We start from the raw sequence: 22,061 nt of genomic DNA, 5'->3' as shown, positions 1-22,061 counted from the left end.
AAGGAAGGCAAGCCCCCATGAGCATCGCCGAACGCCCCACCGAGACCAACCAGAACGACGGGTACGGACTGGCCGATCTCATCGCCGAGCAGGCGTTGATGCTCGGAGCCGGATCGACCGTGTTCTTCCAGCTCGCCGAGAAGGGGGTCGGGCTCGGCGTCGCCGAGCACAGCACCACGCTGCAACGGCCCGCGGACCGGCTGCGGACGACGATGACGTACGTCTATGTGATGATCCTCGGCTCCGAGGACGAGCGCCGGGCGATCTCGAGGATGGTGAACCGGGCCCACCGCACGGTCCGCTCCCCCGGCCGCTACACCGCCTTCGACCCCGATCTGCAGCTGTGGGTCGCCGCGACGCTGGCACACAACGGGATCTTCATCCACGAGCGGATCTGGGGCCCACCGAGCCCGGAGGTGCGGCTACGGCTCTACCGCGACGCGCAGATCTTCGGCAACGCCCTGCAGGTACGCCCCGAGCAGTGGCCCGAGACGCTCGAGGAGTTCGACGCGTACTGGGAGCGGCAGATCGCCGGCCTGGAACCCGACCCCGCCGTCCAGGACTTCTGTCACCGGCTGATCACCCAGGGCGCGCCGATCTGGCTGCGCTGGATGACCCCGCTCCAGGCCCTGCTCGACCGCGGCAACCTGGACCCGCGCACCCGCGAGATCCTCGGGTTCGAGTGGACGGAGAAGGACCAGCGGCGCTACGAGCGGTTCTGGAAGGTCTTTCCGCCGGTCTACCGGCGGATGCCACGCCGGCTTCGCCAGTTCCCCGCCCACCTGACGCTGTGGGACATGCGCCGTCGTATGCGCACCGGGGCTCGAGTCATCTAGAACCCCCGCCGAGTCGGCTCATCCTGACCAACACCACCGCCGAGTCGGCTCGTTATAACGAGCCGACTCAGCGTCCACCACGGTCAGGACGAGCCGACTCGGCACGTTTGTGGGGTCAGAAGGGGCGGATGTCGGAGACCTTCCAGGTCTCGCCGCTGCGCCGCAGCTCCACGACGACGCGGCTCTGCGCGACGACCATCGGTGCCTCGTCGGCGGCCTGCTTGCTGGCCACCAGCACCTGGTCGACGAAGACGAGCGTGGTCACCTTGGTCTCACTCGCGCTGAGCACGCCGCCGCCGCGGACGACCGCCTTGGTGACCGCCTGCTTGTCCTCGGCGAGCTTGCCGACGGTCTCGTCGTACGTCCCCGCGAACTCCTTCGCGAAGGCCGGCGTCATCTGGGCGGTCGCCTGCGCACGGCTCTGGTCGAGGGTGCGGTAGTCGTAGGTGAGCGCCGCGGGCAGGGCCTCGACGGCCACCTCGAGGGCGTCCTGCGCAACCGGCACCGTGCCGGCCCGGTAGCCGTCCTTCGAGGTCACCGGGCGGACGGGGTCCTCCGCGGACGCGGCGAGCAGCTGCCAGGCGAGCAGGCCCGCGGCCACCAGGACCAGGGCTGCCAGTGCGGCGTGGAGGCGGTGGGTGCCGAGCGAGGAGCGCAGCGAACCGAGATCCAGGCGGCGTGCCTCCTCGACGGTCCGGTCCGGGCTCTCCTCGGCGGCTTCGGGAGCAGTCTCCTGCGTGGTCTCGCTCATCCGATCTGCTCCAGTCCCGACACCTTCCAGGCGCCGTCGTCCTGCTTGGCCAGTCGCACCCGGGTGCGGTAGCGGGAGTCGCTCGACTCGCTCTTCGAGGTCGAGTGCACGTCGACCGCGACGAGCACCCGGGCCGAGGTCGGCGACAGATACTCCAGCGCGGCACCGTCACCGGGCACCGTCGCCTTCACGACCATCTCGTTCTTGGTGACGCTCTCCACGATGTCGGAGCGCTTGGCGGCGTACTCCTTCTTGAACGTGCCCGTCGAGAGCGCCACGACCGCGTCGACGTCCTTGCCGGGGTCGGCGTGGTTCAGGCTGAAGAACCCGGTCACGGCCTGCTGGGCGACCACGCGTGCGGCCCTGCCGTCCTCGTCGTCGGTCGCGCGGATCCTGACCACGACGTTGGCGGCGACCAGCGCCGCCAGCGCGAGCGCCAGCACCCCGGTCACGATCTTTCGCCTGCTCATCGTTCTCCTCTCATGGCGCCGGTCAGAAGCCAACCGAGCCGGTCGCCCGCCGCGGACGGCGGCGCGGACGTGTCCATCCGCACCGTCCCGTCAGGGGTCGCGACGGTGTGGGTGTTGGGGTCGTAGAGCGCGATCTCGGGCGTCGAGGCATCCTGGGCGGAGTGCCGTTCGACCGCGGGCGTCCCGGGGATGTCGACGTTCTGGGACCCGCGTACGTCGGGAGCCACCGGATCGGTCGGGTCGACCGTGCACCGAGCCTCCAGGTTGGGATCGGCATCCTTCTCCTGCGGCGGCCCGTCGCCTTCGAGCGGGGTGCCGTCGGGCAGGTAGCGGGTGGTGCCCTCGTAGCCCTCGGTGCACGGGAAGTAGGACTGTCCGCCCCGACGACCGGGGACCTCGGGCAGCTGCAGACCCACGTAGGCGGAGTAGAGCGGGCGGCCGTGCTGGTCGTAGTGGCACGAGCTCTTCACCGGCTCGGCCGTCTTCGGGTCGATCTCGTCGCAGTAGCGGAACACGGCCGAGACCGACTCCTGGATCCACGGCAGCATGACCAGCAGCTTGCGCACCGACGGCAGTCGCGCGCCGACCATCTCGACGGTGTGCAGGGTGTCGTCGAGAAGCAGCGGGATGGCCGAGGAGTTGACGGAGAGGAGACCGTTCATCTCGGTGCCGGCGCGCACGCCCTGGGTGAACACCTCGCCGATCTCCGGCTCGATCGACTCCAACTGGGAGAGCAGCCCGGCGATCTGCTCCAGGAACATGCTCGTGGTCGGCGCCAGATCGGCCTGGGTGTCGAGGACGGTGCGGGCGTTGTCGATCAGCGAGTTGATCTCCTCGACGTTGTCGAGGGCGACCTTCGAGAGCTCGGCGGAGTCGTCCAGGATCCGCTCGGTGGCCGGTCCCGAGCCGCCCGAGAGCCCGGTCGAGAGCTCGTCGAGCACGGTGGCGAGGTCGTCGGGGTCGAGCGAGCTCATCAGGGCGTCGACGTGCTGGAGGAGCGTCGCGGTGTCGACGGGCGTCTGGGTCGCCGCCACCGGGATCACGTCACCGGCCCGGAGGTGGGGTGCTCCGGCGCGGGTGGGGGTCAGCTCGACGTACTGCTCCCCGATCGCCGACTTCACCCGGATCCGGGCCTCGACCGCTCGGGGGATCTCCACGCCCTCCTCGACCGCCATGACGACGGTGGTGCCGGTGCCGGGTCCCGGCCGGAGCTCGGTGACCTCACCGACCTTGGCGCCGAGGAGCTCGACGTTGGCCCGCGGGTAGACGCCGCCCGATCCGGCGAACTCCGCCGAGACCTCGTAGGGCGGAGAGACCAGGTCGCCCGCGTCGAGATATCGCACCGAGCCGTAGCCGATCGCCAACACCGAGAGCAGCACGAAGGCGATCAGCTGGATCCGCGTCACGCGCCTCATGGGGTGCCTCCGCCGAGGAGGCCGCCGACGATGTCCTCCAGGCCCAGCGGCGGCGCGTAGCCGAGCAGGTCGTCGAGGGGAAGCTCGGCCAGCGGGTCCGGAGCCGATGGGTCCGGTGTCTCCCGAGCGGCATCCTTCGCCGTCTCGGCCGCCAGCGACCCGGCCTGCGGCATCAGGAGCTGGTTGAGCAGGTCGACGTCGACCACGATGTTGGCGAGCGCGCCGCCGTAGTCGCCCTTCATCACCGCCATCGTGTTGGTCGGGAACGGGAAGGTGCTGAGCCGCTCGATCAGCATCGCCAGGTCGTTGCCGCTGGTGGCCAGCGACTCCACGACCGGCACCAGCCGCTTCAGGTCGGCGACGGTGGCCCGCTTGCTCCGGTCGATCACCGTGGTCGCCCGCTCGGAGAGATCCTGGACCGCGGCCAGGGTGCGGACCACCTTGGGGCGCTCCTGCTCCAGGACCCGCAGCCCGCCGGGCACCGAGTCGATCGCCGCCGCGATGGCCGTGCGCTGCTCGGCCAGCCGGGCCGCGAACCGGTCGAGCGAGTCCAGGGTCCGGACCAGGGTGTCGCGGTTGGTGTCGAGCGTGGCGATGAACCGCTCGATCGCCTTCAGGGTCGCGGGCACGTCGGTGCCCTCGAGCACCGCGGTGAGCTCGTCGGTGATCGAGGCGACCTTGCCGAGGTTGCCTCCGTTGAGCACCTGGGAGAGGGCACTGAGCACCACCTCGACGTTCGGGCTGATGTGGGTCGCGGCCTCCTCGATGGTGGCGCCGGGAGCCAGCCGACCGCGCGACTCCTCGCCGGCGGGCGGGTCGAGCGCGACGTACCTCTCCCCCAGCAGGCTGGTCTCGGCCAGCGTCGGCGAGAGGTTGGCGGGCAGTTTCACCGACCGCTTCACCCGGCACACCACCTGAGCCCGCAGGTCCTTGGCCAAGGTGACCGACTCCACCGATCCGATGATCGCGTCGTTCATCCGGCAGGTCTCGTTGGGCACCAGGTTGTTGGCGTCGGCGAAGACCACGGTCACCGGGTAGGTGTCCTCGCCGCGCACGGAACCGGGCAACGGCAGGTCCTGTACGCGGGTGAAGGAGCAGCCGCTCAAGGCGAGCGAGCCTGCCGCCAGCGCGATCGTGAGTCGCTTCATTCCACTCCTCCGGTCAGCAGACCCGGCAGGGTCGTGGTCGAGCCGCCGGAGAGCTGGAGAATCCCGTCGGGCGAGGCGTGCACGAGCTGGTCGAGCAGCTTCCCGACGTCGCCGCCCACGGCGCGCAGCGCCCCGCAGATTCCCGAGAGCTGCACCTTCAGCTCGGCCGGGAACTCCGCGCAGACCGTGTCGAAGAGGGTGGCGAGGGTGACGTCGAGGTTGTCGAGAAGGTTGGCCCGCAGCACCAGCGAGCCGGCTCGCGCGGCCGGGTCGAGCTTGGTGACGTCGTCGATCTTGGAGTTGATCGGGACGAAGGACTCGATCAGGTTCGACAGGCCGGCGGGGGTCAGGCTGATCACCTCGCCGATCTCGGCGTTGTGGTCGTCGAGCTGGTCCACGACCGCGGTGAGGTCGGCGATGGTCCTGTCCAGGTTGCCGCGGTTGCCGTGCACGAAGTCGGCCAGCGTCTCGAGCGCCTGCCGGAGCTGCTCGACGGCTGCCTTGATGTCGCCGCGCTGCCCGTTGAGCTGCACCCCGATGCCGGCCAGGGCCGTGACGACCGCACGGATCTCCTCGTCGCTGCCGGCGAGGGTCTTGGTGGTCGTGTTCAGGTTGGTCACGGTCGCCGAGGCGTCATCGCTGCTGGTCGCGAGCGTGTCGAGCGCGGCGGCCAGCTCGGTCACCGTCTCCCGGTAGAGCTCACCGTTGCCGTCGAGCGCCTCTGCCGAGGACGCGACCAGTGCGGAGAGCGCGCCATCCTGGTTGGCGCCCTGGGGCCCGAGCCCGACCGCGAGCTCGTCCAGGCCCTGGTAGGTGTCGTCGAGTTCGAGCGGCACTCCGGAACGTTCCACCCCGAGCCGGGCGTCGTCGGCCAGCACCGGCCCCTCGACGTACGCCGGTGCCAGCTGTACGAACCGGTCACCGACCAGCGAGGGCGGCACGATCATCGCGTGCACGTCCTTCGGCAGGCGTACGTCGCGGTCATAGGTCATCGAGACCGCGACCGCGGTGCCGTCGACCTCGATCTGCGTGACCCGGCCGACCTTGACGCCGAGGACCTTGACCGCGGCACCTTCGTACAGGCTGGTGGTGCGGCTGAACATCACCGTGACCCGACGGTCCTGGTCGCGCTGGCCGACGACGGCGACGCCGACCCCGACGAGCAGGATCGCGACGACCAGGGCTGTCCAGATCCGGAAGCTTCTCATCGGTTCACCTCGTCACCGCGGGCCCGGCCGGCAGGCACGGCTGGTCGGAGTCGTTGAGCGCCTTGTTGGCCTCGCTCAGCAGGCCTCCGACCAGGTCGCCCAGGTCACCGGTGGTCGGCTGCAGGCACACCGCGGCGCCCTGCGGCAGACCGACGGTCGCGTCGAGCCAGCGGCCGGTGCCGGCGACACCCATGAAGGAGCGGGCGTAGGCCAGGCTGTTCTCGAGGATGGCGTCGATCTGCTCGCGATTGGCGCGCAGCACCTTCAAGACCGCGTCCAGCTTGGCCAGGGTCGGCTCGATCAGCGCCTCGTTCTCGCTGATCACCGCACGCACCTGGGTCGCCAGCAGCTTGGTGCCGGAGATGAGCTGGTCGAGCACCTCGCGGCGATCCTCGAGCATCTGCAGCACCTGCACGGAGCTGGCCAGCAGCTCCTTCAGGTCCTGGTCGCGGGCCGCGACCACGCCGGAGACCGTCTTGGTGTTCTCGAAGAGCTCACGGATCTTCGCATCGCGCGAGCTGATCGCCTCGGAGATGTCGGTGAGCGACCTCAGCGTCGGCTCCAGCTGAGGCGCTGACCTGTCGAGGACCGTGGCCAGCGCCGCGAACGCCTCGGCCATCTTCGCCGAGTCGAGCTCGGCGGTCTTCGCGCCGAGCTCGTCGAGCGTGGGGACGATGTCGACCGGGGTGGAGGTGTGCGCGAGCGGGATCACCCCGCCGTCGCGCAGCGGCTCGCCGTCGGACTGCAGGCTGACGTAGTGCTGGCCCAGGAGCGTCTTGATCTCGATCCGGGCCGTGCTCTGCTCACCCACCTCGAGGCCGTCGACCTCGATGTCGACCAGAACCTTGCCCCTGCCGAGCCTGATGTCGCTGATCGTGCCGACCTTCACCCCGGCCACCCGGACGTCCTCGCCGGCAACGAGACCGGAGGCGTCGGCGAACTCTGCCGTGTAGGTCGTGGTGTCACCGCTGACCAGCGGCAGCCGCTTCCAGGTCAGGACACCGACGAAGACGAGCGCGACGGCGAGCGTGCCGATCGCGGCGAAGCGTACGAAGTCCTGTTCGGTGCGGGTCCGGTTCACAGCTCACCTCCACCGCAGACGGTGTCGCGCTCGTTGGCCGAGACCGACGGACTGCTCAGGTTGATGACCTGCCCGTCCAGCAAGGTGATCTGCAGGCCGATCTGGCAGGCGAAGAAGTTGAACCACGATCCGTGCGAGGCGGCCCGGTTGGCCGCGCGCAGCTTGATCGGCGCTCGGTCGAGCGACTTGTCGAGGATGTCGCGGTCGTCGTAGAGCTGGGCGCTCAGGTCGCTGAGCGGGACGAGGTTGTCGTGCAACGGACTGCGTACGTCACGCAGCAGCGCCCCACCCGTGGTCAGCAGGTCCGCGGTGTCGGTGAGCGAGGCGCTGATCGTGTCCTTGTCGGCGGCCAGGCCGGTCATCAGCTGCTTGAACTCGACGATCAGGGCGGTCAGGTTGGCATCGCGCTCGCCGACCGTGGTGAGCACCGTGTTGAGGTTGTCGATCACCCGGTCGATGACCTGCTGCCGGTCGGCGATCGTGCTGGTCAGCGACTCCAGGTGCGTCATCAGCGAGCTGATCCGGCCGGCCTCGCCCTGGAACGCACGCACCAGCTCCATGCTCAGCTGGTTGACCTTGGCCGGGTCCAGAGCCCGGAACAGCGGCTGGAAGCCGTTGAACAGGTCGGTCAGGTTGAGCGCGGGCGTGGTGTGGTCGACCCCGTAGGTCCCCTCGGGCGGCATCTTCGTCTCGGCTCCGCCGGGATCGGCGGAGATCGACAGATAGCGCTGGCCGAGCAGGTTCTCGTAGCGCAGCTGGAGCCGGGCGGCGGCGTACATCGGGATCTCCTCGTCGACCTCGAAGATCACCCGGGCCAGGTCGTCGCCGTCGAGCTCGACGCCCTGCACCGATCCGACGTCCACGCCGGCGAACCGCACCCGGTCGCCCTGCTGCACCCCGGTGGCATCGGTGAACAGACCGGCGTAGGTATGGGTGCTGCGGAAGGAGATGTTCCCGATCGCCACGGCGAGCAGCCCCACCAGAACCGCGCATGCGGCGGCGAACACCGTCAGCTTGACCGCGGAGGCGGGCAGCGGGCTCCGTCCGTGGCTCATGGCAGGTCCACCTCTCCGTCCGAGACCATCGGGGTCAGCAGCATCCCGGCATAACCGGGCACCTCGTCCTGCGGTCGGCCCGTGAGCGAGGCGGCCATCGCCCGCGCCAGCGCCTCCCGCGCCCGGGCCACCGCCGCGCTGGTCATCGCCGCGCTCTCCCGCTCGCTCTGCGAGGGGGCGTCCTGGCTCGCCCCGTGCTTCTCGTCCAGGTCGAGCACGACACCCGGAAGCAGCTGGGAGTAAGGGCCGTGGTTGCGCATCGCCAGCACGGCGTCGGTGAACTCCGGACAGTGCGGCTCCCAGCCGGGATAGATCGCCGGGAGCTTGCTGTCGTGAGCGGTCGAGTCGGGGTTGGTCGGCAGATCGTCGGGGTAGGTGTAGGGCGCCTGGTCGGTGATCATGTCGAAGGTCAGGCTGGCGTAGGGGCCGCGTGATCCCATCACCTCGTTGGCGAGGGTGTCGACGATCCGGGTGCCGGTGACCGTGCATCCGAGCACCGAGGAGTACTCCTCCAGCAGCTCGGTGACCGGCTCCAGGCGCCCGGTCACCTTCACGAACGTGGCCCCGCTCCGATCGAGCAGGTCGGAGGTCTGCTTCGAGACCCCCGTGACCTGGTCGAGCAGCTCGTCGAAGGAGCGTTGCCTCGGCACCAGCAGGTCCCGGCTCAGGTCGGCGGCCGAGGTCAGGATCGTGCCGAGGTCGTCGGCGCCCTCGGCGTAGACGTCCGCGGTCCGGTCGAGCTTGCGCAGGTCCTCGACCAGCGTGGGCAGGTGCGGGTCGACCTGCTCCAGGAACTCGCGGGTCCGGTTGAGCGTGGCCGCGATCTGCTCTCCGCGGCCCTGGAGCACCTCGGCGATCACCGAGAGCACCGTGGACAGCTTCGCCGGGTCGACCGCGGCCAGGATCGACTCCAGCCGGCTGAACAGGTCGCTGACCTCGACCGCGACCTCGTCGACCTCGAGCTCCTGGCCCGACCTGAGCCGCTCCGGACCGGCCTCGGGCGAGCCGACCAGGTCGACGAACTTGTCACCGAAGAGGGTCTTGGGCACCACCCGCGGGGACACGCTCTCGGGGATGAGGGCGAGCTTGGACTTGTCGATGGCCAGGTCGACGCGTACGCCGTCGGGTCGGGCGTGCACCGCCGAGACCTGCCCGACCAGGACACCTTGGAACTTCACGTCCGACTGCGGGTTGAGCCCGAGCCCGGCACGCGCCGCGACCAGGGTGACCTCCGCGCTCCGCTGCCAGGGCATCGCCTTGCGGTAGATGCCGACGCACAGCGTGACCAGCAGCCCCAGGACCAGGCAGTAGACCATCCCGTACGCCGCTCTTCGACCGACCTGCGACATCAGCTCACCCCGCGATCCGGACGGTGGTGGTCGAGCCCCACAGCGCGAGGCTGAGGAAGAAGTCGGTCACCACGATCATCACCAGCGAGAGCCGGACCGCGCGCCCGACCGCGACCCCGACCCCGGCGGGGCCGCCGGTCGCGTGGAAGCCGTAGAAGCAGCAGATCAGCGTCATGACGATCGTGAAGACGATGACCTTGCCGAAGGAGTAGAGGATGTCGATCGGCGGCAGGAACAGGTCGAAGTAGTGGTCGTAGGTGCCGACGGTGAGCTCGTAGTAGTGCACCGAGACGGCCTGGGTGGCCGCGTAGGTCCCCATCAGCCCGATCAGGTAGAGCGGGATCACGGCGAGCAGCGCGGCGATGATCCGGGTGCTCACCAGATAGCGGACCGAGTGGATCGCCATCACCTCGATGGCGTCGATCTCCTCGCTGATCCGCATCGCGCCCAGCTGGGCGGTGAACCCGGCGCCGACCGTGGCGACCAGGGCGTTGGCGGCGACCAGCGGCGCCACCTCGCGGGTGTTGAAGTAGGCGGAGAGGAAGCCGACGTACGGCTGGATCCCGACCTGCTTCAGCCCCTGGTAGCCCACCAGCCCGACGACGCTGCCGACCGCGAGCACCTCGAAGATGATGATGCCGACCGTGCCGGCGACCAGGACGAGCGCGCCGCGGCCGAAGCTCACCTCGGCGAGCTGACGCAGCACCTCCTTGCGGTGGCGCAGCAGGGTCACCGGTACGCCGGCGAGCGCTCGCCCGTAGAAGACCACCTGGTCCCCCAGGCCGGCGAAGGCCTCGACGCCGGAGGTGACTGCTCGTCTGGTCATCTCACATCCCCTTCGGCGGGACGATCTGGTAGTAGAGCAGCGTCATCGCGGCGTTGACGATGAAGAGCAGCACGAACGAGACCACCACCGACTGGTTGACCCCGTCACCGACGCCCTGCGGCCCGGACTTCGCGTTGATCCCCTGATAACAGGCGACCGTGCCCGTGATCAGCCCGAAGACGAACGCCTTGAGCTCCCCGATCCACAGGTCGGCGAGCTGGGAGAGGGTGGTGAACGAGTGGATGTACGCCCCCGGTGACCCGCCCTGGACGAGCACGTTGAACGCGTAGCCGCCGCCGACCCCGACCGTCGTCGCGACCGCGTTGAGGAGCGTGGCCACGACCGCGAGCGCGACCACGCGCGGCACGACCAGCCGGCGGACGGTGTTGATGCCCAGCACCTCCATCGCGTCGATCTCCTCGCGGATCGTGCGTGCGCCCAGGTCCGCGGCGACGGCCGTGCCCGCGGCCCCGGCCACCACGAGCACCGTGACCACCGGCGCCGCCTGCTGCACGATCCCGAGGACCGCGACCGAGCCGGTGAACGACTGCGCTCCGAGCTGGGCGAAGAGCGACCCGATGTGAAGCGAGAGAACCGCCCCGAAAGGCACTGTGATCACGGCCGTGGGCAGGAGCGAGACGCGCACGGCGAACCAGGCCTGGTCGAAGAACTCCCGCGTCGCGAAGCGGCCGCGGAACAGCTCGCACAGGACGTCCCACGCGAACGCGAAATAGGCTCCGACCGGCACCATCACGCGCGTGACGGAGACCGAGGGCTGCAGGCTCACGAGGGCCTCCTGCGTTGGGGGACGGGTGCTTGTCGGCAAACTGACAACGAGAGATGTGCATGAAAGTAACGCACGTCACTTCGATCCGTCGAGAGCCATAAGTAAATCGCGATTCACACGAATGGCTGGCCCGCCGGAGAACGTGTCGGCCGCCCTGGACAGCAGGAGGCCCGGCGACCTCCGGGTCACCGGGCCCCTCCTCCGATCCGTCCGGTCAGGCGAGCCGCTCCAGGAGCGCCTTCGCGGTCGAGACGCTGGACTGCGGGTTCTGGCCGGTGATCAGGGTGCCGTCGACAACGACGGTGTCGCTCCACGGCTCACCGGTCTCGACGATCCCGCCGGCGGCGCGCATCCGCTGCTCGACCGAGAACGGGATGCTGTCGCCGTAGCCGCCCTGCTGCTCCTCGGTGTCGGTGAACCCGGTCATCCGGCGGCCGCCGAAGAGCCAACCACGCTCGCCGGTGGCGGCGAGGAGACCGGCGACACCGTGGCAGAGTGCCACGACCGGCCGGCCGGCGCCGTCGGTGGCGGTCAGGAGTGCGGCGAGCGCGGGGTCCTCGACCAGGTCCGTCATCGGGGCGTGGCCGCCGGGGATGTAGACGGCGTCGTAGGTCGACGGGTCGATGTCGGCGAGCGCGAGCGGCTTGGCGAGCTGGTCCTCGAGGGTCGCGAGGTAGGCGCGGAAGCGCTCGGCGTCCTCGGGCTGGACGCCGCCCTGCTCGCTGAGCGAGAGCGCGTCCACGGTCGGCGCCTTGCCGTCCGGGGTGGCGATGTCGATCTCGACGCCGGCTCCGGAGAGCGTCTCGTGGGAGGCGGCGACCTCCTCGGCCCAGTAGCCGGTCGGGTGCTCGGTGCCGTCGGCGAGGACGAGGGTGTCGGCCGCGGAGACGACCATCAGTACGCGTGTCACGGGTGTTTCCTCCTGGTTTGGTTTGGTGATGACCTAACGACGAGGATCTCTCGGTTCACTCCCGCGACCTCCTGCTCTGCCATAGTTATTTCTATGACCTCGCTGGATCTCTGGGAAGCCTTCGCGCACGCCCACCGGGAGCGGTCGATCAGCGGCGCCGCCCGCCGCCTCGACCTCACCCAGCCCGCGGTGACCGCCCGGATCCGCAAGCTCGAGCATGAGCTCGGTGCGACCCTGTTCGAGCGCTCTCGCAGCGGGCTGGTGCCGACCGGCCGGGCCGACGCCCTCGCCGCCCGGATCACCCCGCTGGTCGACCAGCTCCGCGGCGCCGTCGGCACCGAGCCCGCGATCGGCCCCGGGAGCATCCGGATCGGCGGCGCGGCTGATGTGATGACCACCCGGATCGTGCCGGCCCTCGCCCCGCTGATCCGCGACGGTCTCGACGTCGCGGTGACCACCGGCCTGGCGCAGGACCTCCTCGACGGCCTCGCCGACGGCCGGCTCGACCTGGTGGTCTCCTCGATACGCCCCGACGACGCCGGGCTGCGGTCGACGGTGCTCGTCGACGAGGAGTTCCTCCTCGTGGCGGCTCCGGCGATCGCTGCCCAGGTCGATCCCGCCGAGCTGGAGCAGGACCCGGTACACGCGCTCGCCGCCGTCCCCCTGGCGGCCTACTCCCCCGACCTCCCGATGATCCGGCGCTACTGGCTCACCGAGTTCGACGAGCGCCCCACCAACCGCACGGCGCTCGTACTCCCCGACCTGCGCGGCATCCTCCGCGCGGTCGTGGCCGGCATCGGCGCCTCGGTGCTGCCCCGCTACCTCGTCGACGGCGCGCTCACCGACGGCACCGTCGTACGCCTCCACGAACCCAGGCTCGGGCCGCTCAACACGCTCTGGCTCGTCACCGGCCCCGGCGTCCCGCCGGCCGTGACCCAGGTCTGCCGACACCTGAGCGCCGAGTCCGCCGGATGGGCCAGCACCTGACCGCTCTCCTGAAAGACTTCACCCGTGAACGTACTCATCAGCGCCGACGAGCTCGCGACCGCGCTCGCCTCCGACCAGCCCCCGGTCCTCCTCGACGTACGCTGGCAGCTCGGTGGCCCTCCCGGACACGAGTCCTACCTCGAGGGCCACCTTCCCGGCGCCGTCTACGTCGACCTCGACACCGAGCTGGCCCGCCACGGCGCGCCGACCGACGGCCGCCACCCGCTCCCCGAGCTCGCGGAGCTCCAGGCCGCCGCCCGCCGCTGGGGCATCTCCGCAGGTGACACCGTGGTCGCCTACGACGCCGTCGGGAACACCTCCGCCGCCCGCGCCTGGTGGCTGCTTCGCTGGGCGGGCGTCGCCGACGTACTCCTCCTCGACGGCGCCCTCGGCGCCTGGACCTCCGCCGGGCACCCGCTGGCCACCGACGACGTCGTGCCCGCGCCCGGCACGGTGACGCTCACCCCGGGCCACCTGCCCGTGCTGCCGTTCGAGCAGGTCGAGGCCTACCAGGGTCTGCTGCTCGACGCCCGCGCCGCCGAGCGCTACCGCGGCGAGGTCGAGCCCGTCGACCCGAAGGCGGGGCACATCCCGGGTGCGGTCTCCGCCCCGACGGCCGACAACCTGGGCCCCGACGGCCGCTTCCTGCCCGCCGAGGAGCTCAGGGCCCGCTTCGCGGCGCTCGGCGTCGAGGCGGACTCCCCCGTCACCACCTACTGCGGCTCCGGCGTCACCGCCGCCCACCAGATCGCCGCGTTGGCGATCGCCGGCCACGACGCCGCGCTCTTCCCCGGCTCGTGGAGCCAGTGGAGCAACCACGACCTCCCGGTCGCCACCGGCTGACCCACAGGCCCGCGCGATGCGGGTCATGGCTCGCTCACAGGTGGCCGGACGAGGCTGGGGTGCACCGACACCCAGAGGAGCTTCGATGCCCGACCACCTCGACACGTTCGCCCTGACCATCTCCCCCGGCGCCACCCCGACCCTGATGCCGCTCGGCGCCGGCTCGGCCGACCTGTCCGCCCTCACCACCGCCGTCCTCTCGTACGAGGCCGGCGACTCCGCCACCACGGCGGAGGTCGAGTGGGCGAGTGCCGACGGCACCCTCCAGCACGCCTTCCTCAGCCACGACCTCGTCTCGATCGGCTGATCGCAGAGCCGTGTCCGAGGACCCCGACGCCCCACCGCCGTCGACACCGATCACACGTCGCAGGCCGCTCGGCGTCGCAGCACTCGCACTCGGCGCCGGCGCCTTCGCCGGCGCGATCGCGGCCAACGACGCCGACCTCACCGAGGCGACCGGGTCCTCCTCGGAGCGCTGACGACTATCATCGGCGGGCCCGTCGAGCCCGGCGGGTCCCCATCCGATGACCGAAGGACGACACGTGGAGCTGCGGGAGATCGAGATCTTCTTGGCCCTCGCCGACGAGCTGCACTTCGGCCGCACCGCCGAGCGCCTGCACGTCTCGCAGGCCCGGGTGAGCCAGGTGATCAAGGCCCAGGAGCGCCGGATCGGTGGCGCCCTGTTCGCGCGGACGAGCCGGACGGTGACACTGACGCCGCTGGGCGAGCGGCTGCGTGATGACCTGCGCCCGGCGTACGACGCCATCCAGCAGGGACTGACCCGCGCGGCCGACTCGGTGCGCGGAGTCGCCGGGGTGCTCCGGCTCGGCGTCCTGGGGATCGTCGGGATCGAGATCCGCAACGTGATCGACGCTTTCGTCGCCCGTTACCCGGAGGCGAGCGTATCGATGCACGAGATCGTGTTCAGCGATCCGTTCACCGCGCTGCGCGACGGCGGTGTCGACCTCATCCTGGTCTGGAAGCCCGTGCACGAGCCCGACCTCACCGAGGGTCCGGTCGTGCTCACCGAAGGCCGGGTCCTCGCGGTCTGGGCCGGCCACGAGCTCGCCGAGCGGGAGTCGGTGTCGATGGAGGACTTCGGCGGACGGGTCGTCGTCGACCCGGCGCCGCCGACGCCGGAGACCTGGATCCAGGCGCTGCTGCCGCGCGTCACCCCAGGTGGCCGGCCGATCCTGCGCGGCCCCGCCGTGGCCACCTTCCACGAGGTGCTGACCCGGGTGGCCGCCCGCGAGTGCGTCAGCCCGCTCAACGAGCATGCCCGCCAGCACGGCTCGCACCCCGGGGTCGTCCTGCTGCCGGTCCACGACGCGCCCACGACCGAGTGGGTCCTGGCCTGGCGCACCGGTTCGCTGAGCCGTCGCGCACGGGCTTTCGTCGACGTGGCCGCCTCGCTTGGCCCGCGCCGGTTCGGACAGGACCCGATCGATAAGCCCAGCTGATCGCTGCGTTGCCGCCTTCGCCGTTGATGCGCCCCGGGCCGTACCCGGACGATGATCCCACCCGCCGACGAGCGCGGGACGGATCACTTTCGAACAGGGGCTCGACATGCGTCACGACCAGACCTCGGTACTCATCACCGGTGCGAACAAGGGACTCGGCCTGGAGGCGGCGAGGCGCCTCGGCGACCTCGGCTGGAAGGTCTTCCTCGGCTCCCGCGACCCGGTCCGCGGCCGGGCCGCGGTCGACCGGCTGTGGGAGGGCGGGGCCGATGTCGTCCTGGTCCCGCTCGACGTCACCTCGGACGACTCGGTCGAGAAGGCGGTGCAGACGGTCCTGGGCCACACGGACATCCTCGACGTCCTGATCAACAACGCCGGCGCGCCGGGCCGGGCGGTCACGCCGAGCGAGGCGACCGCCGAGGAGCTCCACTCCGTCTACGACACCAACGTGTACGGACCCGTGCGGGTCACCCAGGCGTTCCTGCCGATGCTCGGCAGGTCGGGCAACCCGCGCGTGGTGATGGTCTCCAGCGGGGGCGGCTCCTTCAGCGTGATCACCGACCCGGACCAGCCGGTCGCGACGATGCACGAGCTGGCGTACAGCTCCTCCAAGGCCGCGCTCAACATGATCACGCTTCGCTACGCCCACGCGCTGCCGGAGATCAAGTTCAACGTCGCCACGCCCGGTGAGGTCGCGAACCGCACCTTCGCCGCGACCGACATGAACCACCACACCGGTCAGCTGACGGTCACCGAGGGCACCGACTCGATCGTCCGGCTCGCCACCCTCGACCCCGACGGCCCCACCGGTGTCTTCGTCGACCGCCTCGGCCCGATCGGATGGTGATGGCACCGATGACCCGTCCCTCTCCCTTGACCTCAAGTCGAGTTGATCTTCGACCATGAAGACACACCGACGAGAGATGGAGCTGCACCATGACGGAACTCGACCACCGACCCGCCATCACCGTGATCGGGATGGGAAACATGGGATCGGCGCTCGCCCGGGCCTACCTCGAGCGCGGCTATCGGACCACCGTCTGGAACAGGACCGCCGACAAGGCCGAGACGCTCGCCGACGCCGGTGCCATGGTCGCCTCGACCGCCGCGAAGGCGGTGACGGCCAGCCCGATGACGATCCTGAGCCTGCTGGACAACACCGCCGTCGAGGACGTGCTGGATTCGGTCGGCGAGGCGGCCGCGGGCCGGATCCTGGTCAGCCTGACCAGCGGGTCCCCGGCCCAGGCGCGTGCCAACGACGCCTGGGCCGCCGGGCACGGGGCCGCGTACGTCGACGGGAAGGTGATGGGCGACCCGCCCGACGTCGGCACGCCCAGGATCTCGCTGGCCTTCAGCGGGAACCGCGAGGCGTACGAGACGGCCCGGCCGGCGCTGCAGGAGCTCGGCTCGGTCCTCTACCACGGCCCGGACGCGGGATATGCCGCTGTCGAGTTCAACGCCCAGGTCGCGATGGGGTACGAGTTCCTGATCGGATACCTGCACACCCTCAGCCTGGTCGAGGCCGAGGGCATGGACCTGGAGGCGTTCACCGAGCGGCTGGCCGGGTCGCTGAACGGCTATGCCGGGCTGTTGCAGCTGATGGCCGGCGCGATCAAGGACGGGACGTACGGCCCCGACCTCGGCGACCTCGACGTGCAGGCCGCGCTCATGGACGATCTGATCGGGCACCGGGAGTCGACCGGTGTCGAGGCCGTACGGATGCGGGAGGTGAAGGCGCTGATGGACCGCCGGATCGCCCAGGGTCACGGCGACCAGGGGTTCTCCAGCATGTATGAGCTGCTACGCCCCTGAGGTCTGCGCCTCGTGCGCGGCGACCTCCGCCTCGGAGCGCAGCACGCAGAGCTGGTTGCCCTCGGGATCGGCGAAGATCACCCAGCCGGTCCCGGGGCCGTACTTCCCGCGATGGTCGGCGATCTGGATCGCGCCGAGCTCGAGGAGCCGCTCGACCTCCTCGTCGCGGGTGCCGGTGCGCGGGCGCAGATCGAGATGGATCCGCTTGGCGGGCAGCTCCTCGTCGGACACCTCGATGAACAGCAGCCGGTGGCCGGTCTCCGGATCGAGGATCATGCACTCCTCGTGACCGGGGAGGTTCGGGTCACCCTCCACGTCGACGTAGCCGAGCAGGGCTTTCCACCATTCCGAGAGCGCGTACGCGTCGTGGCAGTCGATGGTGGTGTGCGAGACGAAGAGGGTCATGCCCACATCGAAACCTACCCGCGCACCCGAGTCCACCGGGTTATGACGCTCACGCAGGCGGGGTCAGGCGGGCTCGACGACCTTCTCGTCGATGAACTGCGGGAGCAGCTCGATGGCGATGGGCGCGGCGGCGTCGATCTTCTCCTGCGGCACGTCGCAGATCCGCAGGCAGGTGGCGGCGATCGCCCAGGCCTCGCGGCACGGGATCCGACGGCTCGGGTCCTCGGTGCGCATGTTGATCACGCCCTCGACCTGCTGGATGAGCAGGTCACCCAGCTGCTTGCGGCTGACCGTCGAGCTCACCGTCTTCGAGGCGATCTCACCGGCCAGGTGGGCGTAGTGCCCGGCCAGCTCCGCGTGCTCGTTGCGGAACTCGTCGTAGACCTCGCACTTGGCCACGTCGGGGAGCTGGTAGAGCATGCCGACGTTGTGCGGAACGTCGGCGAGGGTGCGTACGTCGACGAGGACCAGCAGGTAGAGCGCGGTCTCGTAGTCGAGCGGCGGCACCCGGTCGAGGATCTTCTCGACCTTGTCCGTGGTCGGGCGGACCGACCGGCGGAGCAGCTCGCCGAGGATCTCGTCCTTCCCCGCGAAGTGGTAGTAGAGGGATGCCTGGCGGATTCCGACCATGTCGGCGATCTCGCGGGTAGACGTCGCCGCGAAACCCTGGGAGACGAAGAGCCGCGATGCGGCATCCAGGATCTGGTCGCGCGGTGAGGTCGTACCTGAATCGGGAACATGCCTAGGGCGGCCGGGCCGAGAACGCCTAGTTGTCATGTTGCCCATCTAACTCCCATCCAGACTTTCAAGGAAGACTTGAAAGGACTTTATCCTCTACAAAATATGAGCCAAAAGACCTATAGGACATAGTTCGATCGGGCTATGCCCACGATGTGTGTGATTGCGTCCGTCAACACCCGGACACATACACCGGAAGCCCCCATGCACGGCAGGCACCGGGCCGCGCACTTGGTTCGGCGCTGTCATCCGGCTGTTACCCACCGTCAGAGTGGCTAACGACGATGTGGGTGACAGGTCACGCATCTGTTGGACATTCGTGTAACGCCTGTGGCGACCACCACATGATCTTCGAGCGATCCGCTCGACTTACTCATGCTTAGATCCTCAGCATGATCCGCCGGACCGCGCCTGCCACCGTCCTCCTGGCCCTCGTCGCCCTCGTGGCCGGCCCCACGGCCGGTCCTGCGGCGGGCGCGGCCATGCCGCCGAATCCGTACGCCGGACCGGACGGCACCTGGAACATGCACGGCGACGCGGGGGCCTCCGACACGACGCCGTTCGAGGGCCCCGGCGCCGACCCCTCCCCCGCGCAGCCGGTGCCGCTGCCCGCGGTGTGCCCGACGATCCTCAGCGGAGCCGACGGGATGGTGCAGGCGCTGTGCACCGAGTACATCGACCGGGCGCCCAGCCTCTACCTCCTCGACCCCACCACGCTCCTCCCCGTCGCCCGGCGCCATCTCTCCGCCGGCTCGCTCCTCGGTGGTGTCTATGCCTACATCGACGACGAGTCGCGACTCGTCACCGTCGACGGTTCCGGCTCCCTGCTCTGGCTGGCGCACTCCAGGTCGGGCCTCGGCTGGTCGATCGACGTGGAGCGCGAGGTGCCGCTGACCCTGCCCGAGGGCGACGCGGTCACGACCGTCGGACCGGGTTACGACGCCAACATCTGGTTCGCGACCGCCCAGGGCCGCGCCGGGTACGTCACCCCCGACGGCGACGTCGTCACCGCGAGTCTCGGCACCGACGAGGAGAAGGTCGCCAACTCCATCTCCAGCGCCCCCAGCGGGGTCGCGGTGACGACCGACCACGCGACGTACCTCCTGCGCGCCGAAGGCGACGGGGTGCGGACCGTCTGGCGTCAGGCCTATGACCGCGGGGAAGCCCGCAAGCCGGGACAGCTCAGCCACGGCAGCGGGTCGACGCCGACGTTCTTCGGGGAGCGCACGGGGGCCGAGTTCGTGGTGATCACCGACAACGCCTCTCCGCGCGAGAACCTCCTCGTCTACCGGGCGCGCGACGGACGGGAGGTCTGCCGGCTGCCGATCCTCACCGAGGAGAGCAGCGGCACCGAGAACTCCCCGGTGGCCTGGGGAGACTCCGTCTACATCGCCAGCACCTACGGCTACCCCTACCCCGCGCAGGCGACCGAGGACGCGGGCGAGTCCGTGCCGTCGAAGGCCGACTTCGCCGGCGGCATGGAGCGCATCGACGTCGACGAGCGCGCCGGCACCTGCACGTCGGTCTGGCGCAACGAGGTGCCCTCGGCCGCGGTCCCCCGGCTCTCCCGCGGCGAGGACGTCCTCTACACCGTCACCCGCCGCGGCAGCGGCCTGACCTGGCGCCTGGCCCGGATCGACCCGGCCGACGGCGAGATCCTCTCCGAGACCTTCCTCGGCCTCGGGCCGCTGGCCAACACCCTGCAGATGGTCGGCACGATCCTCCCCGACGGCACCCTGCTCCAGGGCACGCTCTCCGGGCTGGTCGCCGTGCGTCGCTGAGGTGACTCTCACGCGGACATTCACACGTGGAGACCCGAGCGCGGCCTAGGCTGGTCCCGTGGCGAAGCAGCAGACGAAGTCCCGGCGTGACGAAGACCTGACCGGGCAGCTCGGCACCAGGCTGCGCCACTTCATGCATCTGGAGTCGACCAGCGCCACGCTGCTGGTCATCGCCTCGCTGCTGGCGCTGGCCTGGGCCAACTCGCCGTGGTCGCACGGCTACGAGCACCTGTGGGAGACGGTGGTCTCGGTCCGGTTCGGCGACGTCGGCCTCTCGATGAGCCTGCACCACTGGGTCAACGACGGCCTGATGGTGGTCTTCTTCTTCGTCGTCGGCCTGGAGGTACGCCGCGAACTCGCCGTCGGCGAGCTCACCGACCGTCGCCGCATGGTGGTCCCGCTGATCGCCGGCGCGGGCGGCCTGCTCCTGCCGGCGATGATCTACCTGCTGCTGAACCCCTCCGGCGAGGCCGCGCGCGGGTGGGGCATCGTGATCGGCACCGACACCGCGTTCCTGCTCGGCATGCTCGCGCTGGTCGGGCCTGCGGTCTCCACCCAGCTGCGGATCTTCCTGCTCACGCTGACCGTCATCGACGACATCGTCGCGGTCAGCGTGATCGGCGTCGCCTACACCGAGCAGCTCGAGATCGGGCCGCTGGTGGTGGCCGGGCTGGCCCTGGTCGGGATCTTCGTGCTCGACCGGGTGAAGGTGTGGCGGGCCGGGCCCTACGTACTGCTCGTCCTGATCGCCTGGGTGGCCACCCTCGGCGCCGGTCTGCATGCCTCGATCGCCGGGATGCTGGCCGGTCTGCTGGTGCCGGCGGCGGAGCCGACCCGGGCCCAGATGGAGGTCGCGACCTCGCGGTTCCGGGCGTTCCGGCAGTCGCCGCTGCCCACGCTGCAGCGGGAGACCCGCGACGAGCTGACCCGCACGATCTCGGTCAACGAACGGCTCCAGGAGACGCTGCACGTACCGACGAGCTATTTCATCGTGCCGGTCTTCGCGCTCGCCAACGCGGGCGTCGACCTGCGCGACGGCGTGCTCGGGGAGGCGCTGAGCTCGCCGGTGACCTGGGGCGTCGTGGCCGGCCTGGTCCTCGGCAAGACGCTAGGGATCGGCGGCGGCGCGCTCGTGGCCACGCGGCTACGGCTCGGGCAGCTGCCCCAGGGCGTCGGCGGCGGCCATGTTCTCGGCGGCGCGGCGCTGTCGGGGATCGGCTTCACCGTCGCACTGCTGATCACCACCCTCGCCTTCGACTCCGAGACGCTGCGGCGCGACGCGATCGTCGGCGTACTCCTCTCCGTGGTGCTCGCCTCCGCGCTGGGCTGGGTGATCTTCCAGCTCTCCGCGCGCTTCCTCGGCCAGCGCGACGCGGCGCTGCCGAAGGTGCTCTCGACTCCGGTCGACCCGGAGCGCGACCACATCTACGGGGCCGAGGACGCCGAGATCACCCTGGTCGAGTACCTCGACTACGAGTGCCCCTTCTGCGCCCGCGCCACCGGCACCGCCAACGAGGTCCGCGACTACTTCGGGCCACGGATCCGCTACGTCGTACGCCATCTGCCCCTCCCCCAGCACCCGCACGCCGAACTGGCCGCGGTCGCCGCCGAGGCCGCGGGACGGCAAGGTCGGTTCTGGGAGATGCACAAGCACCTCTTCGACCACCAGAACGAGCTCGAGCACCAGGACCTGGCCGGGTACGCCGGAGCCCTCGGGCTCGACGTCGAACAGTTCCTCCGCGACCTCGAGGACCCGGACCTGGCCGAGCACGTCCGCGAGGACATGGCCTCGGCCAACGACAGCGGCGCCCGCGGCACCCCTACGTTCTTCGTCGGTACGCACCGTCATGAGGGTCGCTACGACGCCCGCACTCTCATCGCCGCGCTCGAGCGTTCTGCTACCGGGGAGACTGCTCGGCTCGGGATCCGCTCGCGCCGCTGACGTTCTGCTCCATCTCGCTGGTCGAGCCGCGAGCGCCAGCGAGCGTGTCGAGACCAACACGGTCGCTTTCGCGTCTGGTCGGGCTTTTCAGTCCGTTGGGAACTGGTTCTTCTTGGCACTGTGGGCCGCCGACCCTTGCTTTGAGGGTGTTCTCGATCTGGGCCGGCGTCAAGGACGGGCCTTCGGCCCGCCGGCTTCGCCGGCCGCCTTCGGCGGTCCTGGACTCCGGACCAGATCGAGAAAAGATTTGGCTGGCT

At 70.2% G+C, this 22,061-nt stretch carries 23 protein-coding genes; 10 read left to right on the top strand and 13 right to left on the bottom strand.

Features of this window, described 5'->3' with window-relative positions; all coding sequences use genetic code 11:
* Positions 1 to 17 precede the first annotated feature (17 nt).
* Complete coding sequence (locus tag ACIRON_RS14305) at positions 18 to 836, top strand: oxygenase MpaB family protein (RefSeq protein ID WP_402992942.1); 819 nt, start codon at positions 18 to 20, stop codon at positions 834 to 836.
* 115 nt (positions 837 to 951) lie between these two features.
* Here ACIRON_RS14305 and ACIRON_RS14300 read toward each other — a convergent pair whose 3' ends face one another.
* The 11 genes from ACIRON_RS14300 to ACIRON_RS14250 form a co-directional block, all read right to left on the bottom strand.
* A complete protein-coding gene (locus tag ACIRON_RS14300) occupies positions 952 to 1,587 on the bottom strand; it encodes a hypothetical protein (RefSeq protein ID WP_402992941.1) in 636 nt (211 codons plus the stop codon).
* Positions 1,584 to 2,057, bottom strand: a complete 474-nt coding sequence (locus ACIRON_RS14295) for a hypothetical protein (protein WP_402992940.1) — start codon at positions 2,055 to 2,057, stop codon at positions 1,584 to 1,586. Before ACIRON_RS14295 ends, ACIRON_RS14300 begins: the two co-directional genes overlap by 4 nt.
* Positions 2,054 to 3,472 carry an MlaD family protein gene (locus tag ACIRON_RS14290; protein ID WP_402992939.1) on the bottom strand — a complete coding sequence of 473 codons (1,419 nt, stop codon included), beginning with the start codon at positions 3,470 to 3,472 and terminating at the stop codon, positions 2,054 to 2,056. The genes ACIRON_RS14295 and ACIRON_RS14290 overlap by 4 nt, the downstream gene beginning before the upstream one ends.
* Positions 3,469 to 4,620 (bottom strand): MCE family protein, encoded by a 1,152-nt coding sequence (locus tag ACIRON_RS14285; protein WP_402992938.1) that lies wholly within the window; start codon positions 4,618 to 4,620, stop codon positions 3,469 to 3,471. Before ACIRON_RS14285 ends, ACIRON_RS14290 begins: the two co-directional genes overlap by 4 nt.
* A complete protein-coding gene (locus ACIRON_RS14280; RefSeq protein ID WP_402992937.1) occupies positions 4,617 to 5,828 on the bottom strand; it encodes an MCE family protein in 1,212 nt (403 codons plus the stop codon). The genes ACIRON_RS14285 and ACIRON_RS14280 overlap by 4 nt, the downstream gene beginning before the upstream one ends.
* A 4-nt stretch (positions 5,829 to 5,832) precedes the next feature.
* Complete coding sequence (locus ACIRON_RS14275) at positions 5,833 to 6,909, bottom strand: MCE family protein (RefSeq protein ID WP_402992936.1); 1,077 nt, start codon at positions 6,907 to 6,909, stop codon at positions 5,833 to 5,835.
* Positions 6,906 to 7,964, bottom strand: coding sequence for an MCE family protein (locus ACIRON_RS14270; protein WP_402992935.1), 1,059 nt, complete (start codon positions 7,962 to 7,964; stop codon positions 6,906 to 6,908). Before ACIRON_RS14270 ends, ACIRON_RS14275 begins: the two co-directional genes overlap by 4 nt.
* Positions 7,961 to 9,313, bottom strand: a complete 1,353-nt coding sequence (locus tag ACIRON_RS14265; RefSeq protein WP_402992934.1) for an MCE family protein — start codon at positions 9,311 to 9,313, stop codon at positions 7,961 to 7,963. Before ACIRON_RS14265 ends, ACIRON_RS14270 begins: the two co-directional genes overlap by 4 nt.
* A gap of 4 nt (positions 9,314 to 9,317) precedes the next feature.
* The gene (locus tag ACIRON_RS14260; protein ID WP_402992933.1) at positions 9,318 to 10,139 is read right to left on the bottom strand and encodes an MlaE family ABC transporter permease; all 822 of its coding nucleotides are present in this window, start codon (positions 10,137 to 10,139) and stop codon (positions 9,318 to 9,320) included.
* Between the two features lies 1 nt (position 10,140).
* A complete protein-coding gene (locus tag ACIRON_RS14255; protein ID WP_402993233.1) occupies positions 10,141 to 10,890 on the bottom strand; it encodes an MlaE family ABC transporter permease in 750 nt (249 codons plus the stop codon).
* Between the two features lie 250 nt (positions 10,891 to 11,140).
* On the bottom strand, positions 11,141 to 11,836 hold the full coding sequence (locus ACIRON_RS14250; protein ID WP_402992932.1) for a type 1 glutamine amidotransferase domain-containing protein: 696 nt from the start codon (positions 11,834 to 11,836) through the stop codon (positions 11,141 to 11,143).
* Positions 11,837 to 11,929: 93 nt separating this feature from the next.
* Here ACIRON_RS14250 and ACIRON_RS14245 point away from each other — a divergent pair, with 93 nt between their 5' ends.
* The 7 genes from ACIRON_RS14245 to ACIRON_RS14215 all read left to right on the top strand — a co-directional run bounded on the left by ACIRON_RS14245 (position 11,930) and on the right by ACIRON_RS14215 (position 16,938).
* Complete coding sequence (locus ACIRON_RS14245; protein ID WP_402992931.1) at positions 11,930 to 12,823, top strand: LysR family transcriptional regulator; 894 nt, start codon at positions 11,930 to 11,932, stop codon at positions 12,821 to 12,823.
* Positions 12,824 to 12,847: 24 nt separating this feature from the next.
* A complete protein-coding gene (locus ACIRON_RS14240) occupies positions 12,848 to 13,666 on the top strand; it encodes a sulfurtransferase (RefSeq protein WP_402992930.1) in 819 nt (272 codons plus the stop codon).
* 85 nt (positions 13,667 to 13,751) lie between these two features.
* A complete protein-coding gene (locus ACIRON_RS14235) occupies positions 13,752 to 13,973 on the top strand; it encodes a hypothetical protein (protein WP_402992929.1) in 222 nt (73 codons plus the stop codon).
* A gap of 10 nt (positions 13,974 to 13,983) precedes the next feature.
* Positions 13,984 to 14,145, top strand: coding sequence for a hypothetical protein (locus ACIRON_RS14230; RefSeq protein ID WP_402992928.1), 162 nt, complete (start codon positions 13,984 to 13,986; stop codon positions 14,143 to 14,145).
* Between the two features lie 63 nt (positions 14,146 to 14,208).
* Positions 14,209 to 15,126 (top strand): LysR family transcriptional regulator, encoded by a 918-nt coding sequence (locus tag ACIRON_RS14225; protein ID WP_402992927.1) that lies wholly within the window; start codon positions 14,209 to 14,211, stop codon positions 15,124 to 15,126.
* A 106-nt stretch (positions 15,127 to 15,232) separates the two neighbouring features.
* On the top strand, positions 15,233 to 15,973 hold the full coding sequence (locus tag ACIRON_RS14220; RefSeq protein WP_402992926.1) for an SDR family NAD(P)-dependent oxidoreductase: 741 nt from the start codon (positions 15,233 to 15,235) through the stop codon (positions 15,971 to 15,973).
* 89 nt (positions 15,974 to 16,062) lie between these two features.
* On the top strand, positions 16,063 to 16,938 hold the full coding sequence (locus ACIRON_RS14215; RefSeq protein ID WP_402992925.1) for an NAD(P)-dependent oxidoreductase: 876 nt from the start codon (positions 16,063 to 16,065) through the stop codon (positions 16,936 to 16,938).
* Here ACIRON_RS14215 and ACIRON_RS14210 read toward each other — a convergent pair.
* Together ACIRON_RS14210 and ACIRON_RS14205 are read right to left on the bottom strand one after the other, a co-directional pair.
* Positions 16,927 to 17,343, bottom strand: a complete 417-nt coding sequence (locus ACIRON_RS14210) for a VOC family protein (protein WP_402992924.1) — start codon at positions 17,341 to 17,343, stop codon at positions 16,927 to 16,929. The genes ACIRON_RS14215 and ACIRON_RS14210 overlap by 12 nt on opposite strands.
* Positions 17,344 to 17,406: 63 nt before the next feature.
* Positions 17,407 to 18,120 carry a TetR/AcrR family transcriptional regulator gene (locus ACIRON_RS14205; protein WP_402992923.1) on the bottom strand — a complete coding sequence of 238 codons (714 nt, stop codon included), beginning with the start codon at positions 18,118 to 18,120 and terminating at the stop codon, positions 17,407 to 17,409.
* A 353-nt stretch (positions 18,121 to 18,473) separates the two neighbouring features.
* Between ACIRON_RS14205 and ACIRON_RS14200 the strand changes: the two genes are divergently transcribed.
* Positions 18,474 to 19,862, top strand: a complete 1,389-nt coding sequence (locus tag ACIRON_RS14200; protein WP_402992922.1) for a hypothetical protein — start codon at positions 18,474 to 18,476, stop codon at positions 19,860 to 19,862.
* Between the two features lie 58 nt (positions 19,863 to 19,920).
* Positions 19,921 to 21,804: a Na+/H+ antiporter NhaA gene (gene nhaA, locus ACIRON_RS14195; protein WP_402992921.1), complete on the top strand. Its 1,884-nt coding sequence runs from the start codon at positions 19,921 to 19,923 to the stop codon at positions 21,802 to 21,804.
* Positions 21,805 to 22,061 lie beyond the last annotated feature (257 nt).

This window comes from Nocardioides sp. NPDC101246 (assembly GCF_044767415.1).
Classification (GTDB): Bacteria; Actinomycetota; Actinomycetes; order Propionibacteriales; family Nocardioidaceae; genus Nocardioides.
This window is presented reverse-complemented; position numbering and strand designations above follow the sequence as displayed.